A 16,604-nucleotide genomic window follows, 5' to 3' on the forward strand; every position below is an offset into this window, starting at 1 on the left:
AGTCGCGGAACGGGCTCTTAGGCTTGTGATTCGGGTGCAATCGGGTGAGTTAGATGCGAGAAATTCCGGGAGCAATCCGTAGAGAGGTCAAGGTGTAGTATGATTTCTAATTGCACAAAGTGTTCTTGGGGCGATTCCCTGCCGGATAGCTTTGCTTCACGCAATTTTCTCACATTTGTAGCTTAGCGACTACTATTGATTCAACAGTGTTCGCAATCTTTTAGATCAATTCACTAGAACTTGCGACCTAATTTGTCACAATACTTAAGAACACTGAACGTGCAGTTTAAATTAGAGGTTATAGGCTAATGGCGCAGCGGAACGTATACTCGTCAAAGGGCGAGCCAGAGGATGCACAATCAGCAGAAGAAGTCCTTCACTCAGTAATGCAAGAACTGGACGCTTTGCATGAAAATGTCAAAGGCCAGTTAAATCAAGACATTACTCGGCTGCAAACTGAAAAAAATCACCTGATTGAAGATATTGAAGACCTCCGGGAGCAATATCGCAAATTGCAGTCTCAGCAAATGGAATCTCTATCTGGGCGATACATTCAGCAGCAGCAATTGTGGCTGAAGCAGTTGGCTCAAGTTTTGGCTCACAATTTGCAGGATTTGTTGGTGCAGCGGTTCAACGAACTCAGCGCTAATTCGGGAAATTCTCTCAGCAGCCCTATTCCCAGTGGCGAGTTCCCGATACCCTTACCGCCGAGCAACTACGACGAACGCGCCTCGCAGTTACTGGCGGCGCTGGATGAAAGGATCGATCGCAGTTTCCAGATGCTGGAACAAGATTTAACCAGTTACGAAAGCGAGCTTTCTGTGCGGCTCAACAACATGAAAACCCTGGAACTGCAAGGGGAAGAGCTGTTACAAAATCTCGTAAACCGCATCAGGGAAGAACTCGAAGAAGAAGAAGAATATCTTGAGAATCCTTTCGATGCTCAAGATTCCTATGTCGAGGAATCAAATAATTCTGTTAATTCTGTCCGCCCGCAATTTCTGCAGCCAACACCTGCGGATGCGCCGCGGGAACCCGTGCCACAGCCTTCTTCAGTCTCCTCTCCAGCAACCGCTAAACCAGGTTCTCAAGTACAGACAGGTTTGGTGCTGGCGTTGTCTTCGGCTGTTGTATTGTCGCTGTTTAATGTTTGTTTAAGAATTTTGATTAAAGCCAAAAATCCTCGGGTGGTTTTTGGGTTGTTTGAATTTCCGGGGGTGGTGACTCCAGGTTTTGGAAATTCTTTGTTGATTTTGTTGATGCGGCTGATCGTGGTGATGGCTTTGATGCCTATATTGGCAACATTTCTGTATCCTTCTGTGTGGAAAGATATTAGGCGGTTGTTCGAGTCGGGCGATCGAGCTTTGTGGAGTAAGGTTTTAGGAAGCGCATTTTTTCTGTTTTTGTCTCAGGTTTTGATTTATTTGGCGATCGGCAATATTCCAGCGGGGATTGCGATTACGATTTTCTTTATTTATCCGATCGTCACCGTACTAGGTTCTTGGATATTGTTTGGCTCTCGCCCTAGCAAAGTCGGCTTTTTCGCGATCGTCGGGATTACCGCAGGTCTGATTTTAGCTGGGTGGCCGAGTTTTGCTGCCCCAGCTCCGGGCGGCGGCAATGTGGGAGTGGGAGTCGCAGCAGCACTGGCTTCTGGGATTACCTTTGCAGGTTACGTATTGCTGACGCAAATGGCCGCGGGCAAGCTGCACCCAATTCCTTTTAGTTTAGTTAATTTCGCCGCGATTTTTGTATTTTCCTCCCTGAGTTTGTGGGTGCCGCTGTCGGACAATTTTTCTCCTAAAATCGACCAAAATGTTTGGCCTGGTTTGATTATCGGAGGCGTTATTTTAGGGGTGCTGACGCTGTTTAGCTATCTTTTGAATAATTTTGCCATCCGGTTCGCGGGGGCAGCCTTAGCGTCAGTAATTGGCACTTTGGGGCCGGCAATGACCGCACTCTTCGGTTTTCTAATTATCAATGAGAAGTTGCAGCCTGTGGCAATTCTCGGCATGGCTGTGGTGACGTTGAGCGTGGCTGCTATGAGTGTGGAACGCATAGTTGCTCCTCAAAAGAAGGCTAGTTAACGCTTGAATTTGGGCGATCTGTCATTCAAAAACCCGGTTTATTCAAGAAACCGGGTTTCTCTATGCGGGCACAATATCAATAGACTTATTGCATAAATCTTTGATTGATAGGGAAACCGCAGAGGCATTTCAAGATAGGATAACGAATGCCTACAATGGGAGTCTAAACAACACAAAGAACCACTCTAAAACCCACAATACTAGCCTTACAATCCGGCTGATATCTGAGGCGACACGCGCTGCGACAATTCGGAGGATGATCGTTCCAAGAACCCCCCCGCAACAACCTCAGCGAAGACTCCCCGTCAGACTCCCAAACCCTACCATCAGCAGGCGCACCGTTATAATTATTGTGCCAAGAATCCGCGCACCATTCCCAAACATTTCCGTGGAAATCGTACAATCCGAAAGCATTAGGTTTAAAACTGCCAACATCTGTCGTTTGAAAGCGATACACTCCCTTCGGCGCATCAGCGTAATTAGAATTTCCGTTGTAATTGGCTAACTCGCTGGTAATCGTTTCCCCAAAGTGAAACGGCCCCGTAGTTTGCCCCCGGCAAGCATATTCCCATTGGGCTTCGCTAGGCAAGCGATAATTCTTACCAGTTTTGCGAGAAAGTCGATCGCAAAACTCCACAGCCTCGTACCAAGATACATTTTCTACAGGTCGATTTGCACCTTTAAAACGGGCAGCATCGGGATTGAGAAATATTTTAATTTCTGGCAGCGCCGCCACTGCTGTCCACTGGGTCTGAGTGACTGGAAATTTGCTAATATAGAAAGAGCCTAAAGTTACTGGGTGCTGGGGTTTTTCGTCGCTGTCACCCCGATTTTTGGGGGAACCCATGAGGAAAGTACCGCCAGGAACAGATACCATTTCCAGCACTGTACTGCTACCAAGATGTTCTTCAAAAAAACGCGCTTTGCCGCTGTTAACATTAGTTTGCTTCCCGCGCTTGTCTACTGTCACAAACTGAAAGTCAAAAGTGCTTTTGACAGCAGCAATTCTCTGCGATGCCTTGTTCGGAGGCGGGTTGGCGCTGAATTTTTCCCTGGGATTGACAGAGAGATTGCTATTGATTTGCCCGCTTTGATTGAGCGAGAGATTGATAGCAAGTTGTCCTTGTTTTGTCAGAAAAGAATTTATAGCAAGTTGTCCTCCATTAACACAATGGGGTTGGGGAGGTAAAGAATAGAGATTTAAAGCTTTGATTACTTCATCAGCCGATTGATATCTATTTTTGAGATAATCTTGAATTAATTTATCTAAAATATTTGCCAACTCGCTGCTGATTTTTGTGCCGGGAGGCAACCGTTCTCTCCACATCCAGCCGCCGTTGATCGGGTCATAAAGGTCATCGGAACCGTCAATTTTTGGCAAACATTGAGTTAGCAGTCTCAGGCAAGTTATTCCCAAACTGTACAAATCGCTTCCGGGGAAAACTTGACCGCGCATTTGTTCTACAGGCGAATATCCGGGCGTTCCTACCGTCGTGCCTACTTTGCTCATCAGGGAGCCCGTCACTTGTTTGGAAATACCGAAATCTATCAAAACCAACTCTCCTCGCCCGCCCCTTCGGAAAGGTGAATTCCGAAAATTTCCCGCCTTTGGCAGGGAGGAACTAACAGAGGTGCGGCGCCGCATGATATTCTCAAGTTTGATGTCTCGGTGAATGACATGGCGATCGTGCACAAATTTCAGAATCGGCAAAATATCTGCCAACAACTGCCAAATTTTTTCTTCGCTAAAAACACCCTGCTGAGTTAATTCTGCTAGTAAAGTTTGCCCCTCAATCAACTCTTGTACTAAATAAAGTCGCTTGTCTTGTTCAAAATAAGCAATTAATCGAGGAATTTGGGGATGTTCGCCGAGTTCGTAAAGTCGTTTCGCTTCTTCTTTAAACAATTGTGCGGCTTTTTCAAGTGCTGAGGTTCCTTGAAATTGGGGTACAAACTGCTTAATTACGCAGGGATCGTCCATGCGATCCGTATCTACCGCTTCATAAGTTCTGCCAAATCCCCCTTCGCCCAACAGTCGAATCACGCGGTAGCGGTTTCTGAAGAGAGGGTTGAGGCCTTGCGATCCGCAACTTTGACAAAATTTAGAGTTGTCGGGATTGAAAGGATGAGAACACGCGGGATTAGAACAGTAGAACATATCTGGGAAGAAATGATCCGGTTAAGGTTATGATATACCTTTTTGGCTTCCTCATGGAATATTAACAATTAATAATTGATTATTGACAATTGACCGCAGCGAGGGCATTACCCCCCCGTTTGTGTGGCCCCAACAAAGAAAGTATAAGGCAGAATTTAAAAAGTCAATTAATCCAAAGAAAGCGATTTGAGGGCAGAAAATACCAGCGCGATCGCCCGATTTTACCAACCCGCTTACCGCCGATATTCGTCTGGGGAGCTTGGTAATTGCTTTACAGGGGCCAGTATAGTACAACTTGGCGATCGCCCAACCAAAATGCGATCGCACTCAAAGAACTATCGGACTATAAAGAAAGAAAGCAATTCCATCGCTTCATCGGGGCGTAAGAGTTATACAAGCTCGATCGCCCTTAAATGCGATCGGGGTAATTTCAACCTAAAATGTCATATTTATGCTGCTTTTTTAACCAATTGGCGAGTCCCGCTAAATAACTTTATTCTTGAATACTTTGACTACTAAAATAAGTAATAAAAACAGACCACAGCATGATACTGACACTATTGTTTCGGTGATATTTGGTGATATGAATATGATAAATCCCTGATCTTTAATCAAGGCAGAGAAGCTTGAGACACAAAATGGCATGAGATATAACCTGAATGCCTGCCAATGATCTCTTTTGCCTTTACTAGAAGAAACACTTAGCATCAGACCCGTACCGATTACAGCACTTATACCAATTGAATTAATCCATATCTTAACCGAAGGATCAAAATGAAAACAAACTACTATAACATACCAAATGAGATAGCACCAGAGAATAGCTTTATCTAATTTGATTTCGTAAAGATATTGAATTAAACCTTTCATAGCTATAAAAATAGTTAAAATTTTTCAATTTTAGTGAGGATTGCTATAACTCAATTAACTGTTTTTCCGGGCAAGTTCATTTTGTTGATTGACGGCTTCAATCCAAGCCTAAACAGCATCTTCAAGCCTCTCTAACAATTGTTCATAACTCTCTCTCTATGTGTGACAACCTGGAAGTGCTGGAACTGAGTCGCACCATAAGCCATGTTCTTGCCAGATAATCGCCTTAATTTTCATCATTAATCTATAATAGCTATCTAGAGAAGATTTTAGTGCATCGCTTTAAAACTTGCTCCGGCGCGATCGACCGCAGGTAATTTTGAAGTATTGGGTATTGAGTATTGCGATCGCTAACGGTATATTAAACAAAGTGAAAAGACTCTATTGAGTCCGTGTCAACTGAGATATTGCACCATTCTCGCTTAACAGGCTTTTCGGCCTGTTCCACAAAAAGTTAAAGTTAATTTTTTTGTGGACTGTTGCTCTTCTAGTCCGCCCGTGAAAAGGTTATTGCAACTGGTGCAAGATATCAGTTCCAACGAGTTATTCTGCTCAAGATAGCGATCGCTGGCAACCTCAACTGATTGCCTCAATCTTTCACCGCTACATCAGATCGAGCTGAGAATTTTCATCCCTAGAAGGAAACACTAGGTATTTGTTTTTTATTGACTGTAAAAATTGCAATTGTATCACAATAGGATTACCCCTATCTGCTTGTTATGGAAATAGATCGTGTGCCATTTCTGAATCGCCTCCGGCGCACCATGTCCTCTGCGGAAGCTTGGGGGTTTAGTGTGGTTGGATATCTGATGTGGTTTACCTTAGCGCCCTTGATGCAAGCAGAAATTGGCTCTGCATCGCTGTTGGTCTGGATTCCTGGTGTGATCGTCGGAATTCTGTTTAACCTTCAAGTTCAGAGTTTGGGTGAGAAATATCCAGATGTATCTGGGGGAACACCCAATTACATCACGCGACTTCTCCATCGTTACCCTGCCCTTTCCCGCTACTTGGGGATTGCCTACTTCTTGGGGTGGGTTTCCTTTCCGCCCATTAATGCGATCGTCCTCACAAATTTGATTCAATTCCATTTAGAACCGATGGGGCTGAATATTCCAGAAAAAGTGTTTGAGATCGGTTTTACTACGATCGCTTACTTTTTAGCATTAAGTGGCACCCGCGCCGTCGCCATTCTGCACCTCTTTTTTATCTTTCCTTCGATCGGCTTTTTACTCCTCTTCTGCGTTCAGGGTTTAGGCTGGCTTGCCTTTTCGCCCCAAAGCCCCGGACTCTTGCCCAGCAGCATTGATGCCATCAGCGTCCATGACTGGCTGAAATGGTTCTTGTTTGCCGCTTATAGCTTCTATGGCTGTGACACAGCTTCATCCTTTGTAGCAGACAGTCTCCGCCCAAAAGACACCCTCAAGGCGCTGTCTTGGGTTGCCTGGTTCATGCCTCTGGTGTTTGTGGGTGGCACTTTAGTGTTGGTGCAGTTGGCAACCCCTGCCGGTTTAGAAGGCAATTTGTACGGCAAATTCCTGGTGGCTGCCAAGCCTTTCTGGGGAGACGCTGCCCCTGTCATCGTCACATTGCTGGTTGCGGCTAGCTGTTTGTTGGGATCTGCGACTAGCGTTTGCAATACGCCCCGCATCCTTTTTCAACTCGCGCAGGATGGGCTGTTGTCTCCAGTGTTTGGCGCAGTATCCCGTCGGGGTGCCCTAGAACCCGCGCTGCTGCTAACCTTTATCTGTAGTTTAGGATTTTTAGTATGGGGCAACACCACTCGAATTGTCGTGGTGTCAGGGGTGAGTTTTTTCATTTCTATCATGGGGTTCCACTTGGGGCTGTGGATGCAGCGCAACGATCCAGTCGTGCGTTGGGGGCGACTATCCTTAGCATTACTGGTGGTTGAGTTCATTTCTCTGGTGGTGGGTGGCCTTGCCTGGGGATGGATGGATTTTGGTATCGGGTTGCTGTTGCCATTAGCAGTGATAGCGATTGACGCTGCGATTCTGCGGATTCCTTGGGCATCTTTGCATTTACCGTGGTGGGATCGACTCCATACCAAGCCAGTAACTCCTCCTAAAAATGAATACTTTGTGGTGCTTCAGGTCGCAATTTTGATTGCGCTGATTTGTGGTACAGCGACGATCAGTTGGCTGATTCGCTCCTGGCTGCTGGTAGAAGCCGGAACCAACAATCCCTATCTGCTGATTATTGTGTTGATGACGTTGGCATTTGTGGGAGTGGCAATTGCTTGCTGGACAAGTCTGCCCCAGGTTGCTGCGATCGAAGAACTAGCAATCTCCTCAACCGCGCAAGCTCAAGAACTGGAGACAACCCTAAACGAACTGAAAACAGCTCAGATGCAAGTTATCCAAAGCGAAAAAATGTCAAGCTTGGGACAGTTGGTTGCGGGAATTGCCCATGAAATCAATAACCCGGTCAACTTTATCCACGGTAATCTTACCCACCTGGACGAATATACCCAAAATCTGCTGCAGATGATCGAACTCTATCAACAGCGCCATCCCAGCAACGATCCAGACGTGCAAGCAATGGCAGAGGAAATCGATTTGGAATTCCTCACTGAAGATATCCAAAAGATAATTTCATCTATAAGGGTAGGAACCGAGCGAATTCGCGGTATTGTCGTCTCGTTGCGAAACTTTTCTCGTATGGATGAAGCAGACTTCAAAGATGTTGATATTCATGAGGGAATTGAAAGTACATTGCTGATTTTGCAACACCGGCTCAAAGATAAACCAGAGTGTCCAGGCGTGGTAACGATCAAAGACTATGGCACATTGCCCAATGTGGAATGTTTCCCCGGACAACTCAATCAGGTATTCATGAATATATTAGTCAATGCCCTGGATGCCCTAGATGAGATGAATACTAAACGCTCCTATCAGGAGCTTAAAGACACCCCGAACCAGATTACGATTCGGACTTCTGTGATTGACAATCAATGGGTGGAGGTTGCGATCGCTGACAATGGAATCGGTATGCCAGACTCAGTGACGCAGCGCATTTTTGATCCCTTTTTTACCACCAAAGCCATCGGTAAAGGTACGGGTTTGGGGATGTCGATTAGTTATCAAATCATTACTGAAAAACATCGCGGTAAAATCAAGTGTTTTTCTACACCTGGCTCAGGCACTGAGTTTGTAATTCAGATCCCCATTCGGCAACAGCCAATTTCAGCATTCCCGATCGCTGCTGAATCTTAACCACTTCGCGTTCAGTGCAGCCCTCAAACAATCTGAGGCGGTACAATAATCAATCAGGGTGTCAATTACCGCCAACTGCTCGATCTGAAGCCGTAAGAATCTTAGAAGTGCGATCGCCCTTTCCAAATCGCCCAATCAAAAATCGCACTCTCCCCAGGACAAAAACGCTAGAAACTAAGAGAGCGATCCTCTTCGAGGGCTTCGCTAACGCACGTGAATTGAAGGGCGATCGCCCGCAGGTAATTTTGAAGTATGGGTTATTGCGATCGAGTGTGCGAAACTAATATTCATCAAATGAATGATTACATATTAATTTGTAGTTTTGGGCAACAATTGATTTAGCGCACCGCACAAGTATCGCTTCACGGTATCCCTACTTGCGCCCACGCCGCTGGGAATGGTAAAGATCATCTCGACAGTTAATAGATTTCCGTCGGGTGAGGCAAAAACATCGATCGGCAAAGCACGCTGAAATGCTGTTGCGGGATTTTCGGCTTTCATGACACCTGTGCTCACATCGGTGCTGATCGTTCTGATGCTCTCGCGGGCTAAAATGGGTCGTAATTGGGAAAATGCTCTCTCTATCGATAACCCCTCAACCTGAACACGTGCAGAAAAGGCGGCACCATTCAAAAAGTCCCCCTTTTTTTGAAAGCTTTCCTCGCAGGTGGTGGCAACAGCGGGGGTGGCTAAACATATGAGAGCTAGAGTCAAGACAAGCGATCGCATATTAGCTTAGTTAGAAGAATGAAACAATCACCAAGATCATGATGCACCATCATAGGATTATTTGGCAAGTGATGCAAATGCCTTCAATGGTTTTTAGCATGAGTTGCAGTCCGGTTAATATTCGCTGCTATTCTAGCAACTACAGCAACTAGAAGAATTAAGGGTAAAGACTAAAAAGGCGATCGTACTGAATAGAGGGTCGATTTAATCCTGGATTCTCATCTTCCAACAACATTTCACTCGCTTCACGTAAGTGCGCTTGTATGTCGTCTAAAGTTTCTCCTTGAGAATGCGCTCTCTTAGAAACCTGGAACATAGACTACATATAAATTCGTGTTAGGGTCTTTCGGAACCACCGCAGTCTAACGTCCTCATAAATTTCAACTCAAACAGCTTGACTTTCAAGCAAAATCCAATAAAATTAAGTTTAGCATATCTATCACATACAATACGTGAAATCACTTAGAAACAAGCTCAATAACACTACCTAGAGATGCAGCAAGTTTATATCCAATACCGATACCCAATAGCCTAGCATTTTGATGTTTCGCACTCAGGTAATCAGCAGCATATAAACCATTTTCATCAGCTTTATAGTCGCCTGTTTCTATATCCATGATGACGATCTTGCTAACATTCTCTTCTAAGTCACTTTTGGGGCGGATGCTGATCTCATACAAATGTTGGGCACGAGGCGGGACTTCTTCACGACTCCAAAGGAGGGTTTGCATACATTCCCCCTTTTTTGTAACTTTTTATCCTATTACTGACGTGGGCTGTATTACGCGAATTCACCATGTTTCTGGAGCGAGTTCTTGCGTTTTACCTGCGTGATACTCAGTCCGTGGCGCTGCAAGTTTGGCAACAGCGTCGGGAGAACGAGTATTTGCTGGTTCCGATCTGGGATCATCTTTAACTTATTCCATAATCTCATCTTGCTCACTTACAGACTAGGTGTTCAACTTAGCGATGATCGCGCGCTCAAGTAACTCAGTTTTGGCTAGCAAACTCTTACAATGTACCTGTTAAAAAATTAGGCAAGGCGATCGCGACTTGTACCCTGTTAAGAGCAACGATCGCGCCCGGTCGAAGTGCTGCAAACATTTTTTAGTAGAATGTATAATCCTAAGTGATAATAATTTAGGCACAGCCACATAATGAGCTACTGGGATGTAAAAAACCTGAGCTATGAAAACTTTAAGCGTCTGTGCGGAGTACGTCCAGAGACATTTAAACAGACGGTGGAGTTAGTGCAATCACCTAATTTATCTGGAGGCGCTGGGACAAGCGCCAATTCTTGGTTTCCCAACTCCAGCACAGGTCTTATAGTTATAGTTAAAGATTAAGCCATCATGCACTTTAGCATTGAATGAGTGGACAAAATATTGGCACTTATTAACAAGCTGAGGCCCGGCTAGTTGAAATTCTTCCCAACAGGCGATCGAACATCGCTGTCTCAGGTTCCCATCCATCAATTCCACACCCGAATAATCGTACTCATCGAAAAAACGAATATGAAAACCCCGCTACCCGGTTACAAACTCTCATCGTTGCCGCTTCATGAAGGTGTCAATACAGTTATTTATCGCGGCGTTAGGGAGTCCGAGCCAACTCCGGTTATAGTAAAAACCCTTAAAGCTGAGTATCCCACAATAGAAGAAATCGCACGATTGAGGCATGAATATAAAATTCTCACAACTCTCGACATAGCCGGAATTATCAAAGCTTACTCTTTAGAAAAGCATAATAACGGTCTGGCGCTGATATTAGAAGATTTTGGCGGAGACTCCCTGAAAAACCTAATCACAGCTAAACAACTTGAAATCAGCAAATTTCTGAGTCTGGCAATTTATCTAGCAGAAACCCTAGCTCAACTGCATGAAAATAAGATTATTCATAAAGATATTAAACCGCAGAATATTATTGTCAACCCCAAAACCAGTCAAATCAAAATCATCGATTTTAGCATTGCCACGCACCTAGAGCGAGAAAACCAGACCCTCAGCAATCCCAACTTGCTAGAAGGTACCCTTGCCTATATGTCCCCAGAACAAACCGGGCGGATGAATCGCTCAATGGACTACCGTACCGACTTTTACTCATTAGGTGTCACCTTTTACGAAATGCTAACTGGAAAGCGGCCACATCAAGCCACCGACATCCTGGAATTAATTCACTGCCATATCGCTAAAACACCCGTGCCACCCCATCAGCAAATCGGTGAGATTCCCCAAGCAATTTCTGACATTGTAATGAAATTATTAGCTAAAACTGCTGAAGACAGATACCAAAGCGCTAGGGGACTAAAAGCTGACCTAGAAATATGCCGTCATCAACTGCAAACCCATGGGAAAATTGACAACTTTCCAATCGGTAAGAGGGATAAATGTGGACAATTCATCATCCCGCAAAAGCTCTATGGTCGTGAGCAAGAAGTAGCCACTTTGATGGCAGCCTTTGAGCGAGTCTCCGGCGGTACCAGCGAAATGATGCTAGTCAGCGGTTACTCAGGAATTGGCAAATCTTGCTTAGTAAATGAAGTTCAAAAACCGATTGTCAGGCAGCGCGGGTATTTTATCTCCGGTAAATTTGACCAATTAAAACGAAATATTCCTTATGCTTCTTTGATTCAAGCCTTTCAGGGTTTGATGCGGCATCTTTTAACAGAAAGTTCGGAAAAACTAGCGATTTGGAAAGAGCAACTTTTAGAAGCTTTAGGCTCAAATGGCCAAGTCATAGTAGATGTCATTCCCGAAGTCGAACTGATTGTCGGGCCTCAAGGAGGGGTTCCGCAATTGGGGCCATTTGAATCCCAGAATCGCTTTAATCGGGTGTTTAAAGAATTCATTCATGTATTTACTAAACCCTCACACCCGTTGGTCGTCTTTTTGGATGACTTACAGTGGGCAGATTCGGCATCACTCAAGTTGATTCATCTGCTTATTTGTGACCCGGACAGCCAATATTTACTGCTGATGGGAGCCTATCGAGATAACGAAGTGAGTCCGACGCATCCGTTGATGGTGACGTTGGATGAGATTCAAAAGAATGGGGCGGTTGTAAATAATATCACCCTCCGTCCTTTGGATATTGGCAACGTCAGCTTGCTGGTAGCGGATACCCTGAATGAGTCTTCTGTTCCGAGACACCGGGTTTCTGAATTGTCTGAGCTACTTTTCAATAAAACCCAGGGCAATCCTTTCTTCTTGACTCAGATGTTCGCTACTCTGCATCAAGAAAAGCTATTGACCTTTGAATTCAGTGCTGGGTGCTGGCAGTGGTCATTGAACCAAATTCAAGCAGTAGGCATCACAGATTATAATGTCGTCGAACTGATTGCCAGAAATATTCAAAAACTCTCGGAGGAGACGCAGGATGTCTTAAAGCTAGCCGCCTGTATTGGAGACAAATTTAATTTAGACGTTCTGGCTATTGTCAATGAAAAATCTCAGTCGGAAACGGCGGCGGATTTGTGGGAATCTCTTCAGGCTGGCTTGGTTTTGCCCCTCAGCGAAGCCTACAAAATTCCTCTCGTTTTTACCTCCGATGAAATGAGCAGGGAAGTAAAGGAGAGAATAGTTCCAGATTGTCATCTGCTATCATGCTCACCGGGTCCTTTGCCTTACAGCTATCACGCGCCTATCGCTTATAAATTTCTCCATGACCGGGTGCAGCAAGCGGCGTATTCTCTTATTCCCGAATCTCAGAAACAACAGACTCACTTGAAAATTGGTGAACTGCTACTGGATCATACTCCTGCAGAGGAGATTGAAGAAAATATCTTTGAGATTGTCAATCAGTTAAATGTTGGGGCTGACTGCATCACGGATCAGGCAGAAAAAGATCGTCTAGCCCGATTAAATTTGATAGCCGGCAAAAAAGCTAAGGCAGCAACAGCTTATGAAACTGCCGCCAGACAACTACGGGTGGGGCTAGAACTCCTCAGAGAAGATAGCTGGGAAACTCAGTATGACCTGACGTTCCCTCTGTATGCGGAAGCGGCGGCCGTGGAATTTCTAAACATCAACTTCGAGCGAGCAAAAATCCTTTCTGAGGAGGCTCTCAAACACGCGAAAACTCTGCTCGAAAAAGTCAAAGTTTATGAAATCCAAATGCAGTTTTATTCCCAGCAAAACCAGATACAAGTCGCGTTTGATATTGGGCTGCAAGTTCTGGGGATGCTGGGTGTCTCTCTTTGTCCGGAACCTCCACAAGAAATGAATACTGAAGCGTTAGCTAATCTGCCAGAAATGACGGATATCAATAAGCTAGTGGCGATGGGGATATTATTGAAATCTGCTCCTCTTTCTTATCATGTGGCTCCTGCCTTATTTCCCCAATTTGCATTTACAATGATTGATCTGTCTATCCAATATGGTAATTCGCCCCAGGCCACTGCTGGGTATGCGGTTTATGGCTTACTTCTATGCGGGCCATTCGGTGAAATAGATGCGGGATATAGATTTGGACAACTAGCCTTAAATTTGTTGGATCGCTTTGATGCCAAAGAACTAAAATCTTACGTATATGTAGTTTTTAATGCTCATATTAGACACTGGAAAGAGCATGGCAAGGAAAGTTTAGCGCCAATGATTGAGGGAATTAAAAGCGGTCTGGAGACTGGAGATTTAGAAGATGTGGGTTATAATTCTATCTACTATTGCGATCATATATTTTTTACAGGTCAACCGCTGGAATTAGTTGCTCAGAAGCAGGCGCAATATCTTGATTTACTGCTGAATCTTAAACAAGATTCGCATATTCCTTACTTAAAGACGTGGAGAGTAATGGTATTACAATTACTCGCCGCATCTGAAGAGGAATATATGCTCAATGGCGAATTGTTGAATGAAGAAGAACTCCTCCACCAGTCAATTGCCGATAATAAACATATGTTTATTTTTTTGGCTCACCTGACAAAATTGATTCGACTTTATTTGTTTAAAGATTACGCTCAGTCACTCAAGAGCGCCCGCTCAGCAGAAAAATACAAAGATGGTGTGCCCGGTCTGATGAGTGGTGCGGAATACAATTTCTACTATTCTCTGGCTCTCCTTGCTCAATATCCCCAAGTTTCCAGCAGTGAACAAAAAGAATCCTTGAAGCAAGTGGCAAAAAATCAGAAAAAAATGCAGCAATGGGCTATACATGGGTCGATGAATTATCAACACAAGTACGAGTTAGTGGAGGCAGAAAAAGCACGAATTTTGGGAAAAATTGGCAAAGCGATGGAGTATTATGACGCTAGCATTCAAGGAGCCAGAGAACAGGGATACATTCAGGAAGAAGCCCTAGCTAATGAACGGGCTGCCGAGTTTTATTTCTATCGCGGGCGGGAGAAGATAGCGGAGATTTATTTGACGGATGCTTACTATGGCTATATTCGCTGGGGAGCGAAAGCAAAAGTGCAATATTTATCAGAAGAATATCCTGAATTCTTCTCGCGAATACTGACTAAAGAAACTCCCAGCTTCGACGTATCACGGACGACCAGCTCGACGACTACGGGGAGTTTTGCAGCACTTGATTTCGCATCTGTGATGAAATCTTCTCAAGCTATTTCTGGCGAAATTGTTCTGGAAAATCTGCTTTCTAAGTTATTGAAAATTGCAATTGAGAATGCTGGGGCTGAAAAAAGCTACTTCATTTTAGAAAAAGATGGTCAACTTGTGGTAGAAGGGACGGCAAGCATAGATAATGATGAGGTAGTAGTGCTGCAATCCACACCAATACAAACGAGTCATAAATTGCCGTTTTCTATCCTCAATTATGTGGCTAGAACGCAGAAAAATGTGGTATTAAATGATGCAAGCCAGGAGGGTATTTTTACCAGGGATAGCTATATTGTTAACGCCCAACCGAAGTCAGTTTTATGTATGCCAGTCGTCCATCAAGGAAAGCTCATTGGTCTGCTTTACTTGGAAAATAATCTGACAAGGAGTGCGTTTACTCCCGATCGCCTGGAAGTTTTAACCGTGCTCTGTTCTCAAGCGGCGATTTCGCTGGAAAATGCTCGACTCTATGCCAATTTGTCTGAGGCGACTGACAGCCTGAAACAAGCCAATGAGCAATTAGAAGATTACAGCCGGACTTTAGAACATAAAGTGGAAGAGAGGACGCAGGAATTAAAGGAAAAAAATCTGCTCCTGAGCCAGGAAATTGGCGATCGCGTGCAGATAGAGCAAGCTCTGCGACAATCAGAAGCGCAATTAAAAAAACAAGCCGAACAACTAGAGCTTTCTTTCCAAGAACTCAAGCGCACCCAGACCCAGCTAATTCAGACTGAGAAAATGTCCTCACTGGGACAGATGGTGGCCGGGGTGGCCCACGAAATCAATAACCCGATTAATTTCATATATGGCAACCTGAGTCACGTCAGGACATACAGTGAAGACATACTAGGATTGGTAAAACTCTATCAAGAACAATACCCCCATCCCACAGCAGCGATTGTTGAGGATATTGAGGCAATCGAATTAGATTTCTTGATGGAAGACTTACCCAAAGTGCTGGATTCGATGAAGGTGGGGGCAGACCGAATTCGCGAAATTGTCCTCTCCCTGCGAAACTTCTCGCGATTGGATGAAGCGGAAATGAAACAGGTCGATATCCATGAGGGCATCGATAACACCCTACTGATTTTGCAGCACCGACTGCAAGCTAAATTAGACCAGCCTGCTATTCAAATCATTAAAGAGTACGGCCCGCTGCCGCTGGTGGAGTGCTATGCGGGCCAACTGAACCAGGTGTTCGTAAATTTACTGGCGAATGCGATTGACACTCTCAATGACCAAAGGGGGCCGCGGGCGATCGCAATTCGCACCTCAGTGGGGTATGGGGAAGAAGAAAAATCCCCGATTTCCAATCCCGCCCTTGCGGAAAGCTCTACAGTTTCTTCGGCTGAGGTGGATTCCCCCAACCTCAACCCGACCCGGAAAGCTGCCCAATTTGTTGTGATTCGCATTTGCGACAATGGCCCCGGTATGACAGAGGAAGTGAACCGCCGGCTGTTCGACCCGTTCTTCACGACGAAACCCGTAGGGAAAGGCACCGGTTTGGGGCTGTCAATCAGCTACCAGATTGTGGTAGAAAAACACCGCGGACAGTTGAAGTGTGTTTCTCATCCCGGTCAGGGAGCAGAGTTTATCATTCAGATTCCTATTAAACAGGACTATCAAAAATTGGCTTTGCAAAGCCAAACCAGATGAGTAGTTGTTATTGGTATTTCCTGTAGTCCTAAACAGACAATGATCAGTTCTAGTGATGAATAGACATCTTGAAAAAGTCTGGGCGCACTTCCTTCTCTGCGCCTCTAATTCTATTCATATTTATGAATATTTTAAACTGGAGTAAGTTCATAATTATAAATTATAGCTATCAGTTACACTGTAAATATGATACCTCACTTACTCCGGGCGATCGCTCTTAACAAATATCGCACTCTCCGTATAACAACAATACTCCGGACAGTTTTTAAGCAGCCAGAGTACCATAAGACAAGACTGAAGGAAGGTTAGGGTGATTTAAAAT

Annotated in this window: 7 protein-coding genes; 4 read left to right on the plus strand and 3 right to left on the minus strand. The window is 44.7% G+C overall.

The window, feature by feature from the left end; all coding sequences use genetic code 11:
• Positions 1-308 precede the first annotated feature (308 nt).
• Positions 309-2,087, plus strand: coding sequence for an EamA family transporter (locus tag QT979_RS13170; protein WP_333310391.1), 1,779 nt, complete (start codon positions 309-311; stop codon positions 2,085-2,087).
• A gap of 163 nt (positions 2,088-2,250) precedes the next feature.
• On the opposite strand, the gene QT979_RS13175 is transcribed toward QT979_RS13170, so the two are convergent.
• On the minus strand, positions 2,251-4,245 hold the full coding sequence (locus QT979_RS13175; RefSeq protein ID WP_333310392.1) for a bifunctional serine/threonine-protein kinase/formylglycine-generating enzyme family protein: 1,995 nt from the start codon (positions 4,243-4,245) through the stop codon (positions 2,251-2,253).
• Positions 4,246-4,431: 186 nt separating this feature from the next.
• Between QT979_RS13175 and QT979_RS13180 the strand changes: the two genes are divergently transcribed.
• A complete protein-coding gene (locus QT979_RS13180) occupies positions 4,432-4,764 on the plus strand; it encodes a hypothetical protein (protein ID WP_333310394.1) in 333 nt (110 codons plus the stop codon).
• A 1,070-nt stretch (positions 4,765-5,834) separates the two neighbouring features.
• Positions 5,835-8,345: an ATP-binding protein gene (locus QT979_RS13185; RefSeq protein ID WP_333310396.1), complete on the plus strand. Its 2,511-nt coding sequence runs from the start codon at positions 5,835-5,837 to the stop codon at positions 8,343-8,345.
• A gap of 309 nt (positions 8,346-8,654) precedes the next feature.
• Here QT979_RS13185 and QT979_RS13190 read toward each other — a convergent pair whose 3' ends face one another.
• Both QT979_RS13190 and QT979_RS13195 read right to left on the minus strand, forming a co-directional pair.
• Positions 8,655-8,846, minus strand: a complete 192-nt coding sequence (locus QT979_RS13190) for a hypothetical protein (RefSeq protein WP_333209441.1) — start codon at positions 8,844-8,846, stop codon at positions 8,655-8,657.
• A gap of 686 nt (positions 8,847-9,532) precedes the next feature.
• On the minus strand, positions 9,533-9,805 hold the full coding sequence (locus QT979_RS13195) for a hypothetical protein (RefSeq protein ID WP_333310398.1): 273 nt from the start codon (positions 9,803-9,805) through the stop codon (positions 9,533-9,535).
• A 783-nt stretch (positions 9,806-10,588) separates the two neighbouring features.
• Between QT979_RS13195 and QT979_RS13200 the strand changes: the two genes are divergently transcribed.
• Entirely contained in the window at positions 10,589-16,282 is a 5,694-nt protein-coding gene (locus QT979_RS13200) for an AAA family ATPase (protein ID WP_333310400.1), read from the plus strand.
• The last annotated feature ends 322 nt before the right edge of the window (positions 16,283-16,604 follow it).

It is taken from the genome of Microcoleus sp. w2-18bC1 (assembly GCF_036700365.1).
Taxonomy (GTDB): Bacteria; Cyanobacteriota; Cyanobacteriia; order Cyanobacteriales; family Microcoleaceae; genus Microcoleus.

Excerpts from the sequence above, each read along its gene's own strand:
- QT979_RS13200 (WP_333310400.1), top strand. The coding sequence starts at position 10,589 with ATGAAAACCCCGCTACCCGGTTACAAACTCTCATCGTTGCCGCTTCAT.
- QT979_RS13175 (WP_333310392.1), bottom strand. The coding sequence starts at position 4,245 with ATGTTCTACTGTTCTAATCCCGCGTGTTCTCATCCTTTCAATCCCGAC.
- QT979_RS13185 (WP_333310396.1), top strand. The coding sequence starts at position 5,835 with ATGGAAATAGATCGTGTGCCATTTCTGAATCGCCTCCGGCGCACCATG.
- QT979_RS13190 (WP_333209441.1), bottom strand. The coding sequence starts at position 8,846 with ATGAAAGCCGAAAATCCCGCAACAGCATTTCAGCGTGCTTTGCCGATC.
- QT979_RS13195 (WP_333310398.1), bottom strand. The coding sequence starts at position 9,805 with ATGCAAACCCTCCTTTGGAGTCGTGAAGAAGTCCCGCCTCGTGCCCAA.
- QT979_RS13170 (WP_333310391.1), top strand. The coding sequence starts at position 309 with ATGGCGCAGCGGAACGTATACTCGTCAAAGGGCGAGCCAGAGGATGCA.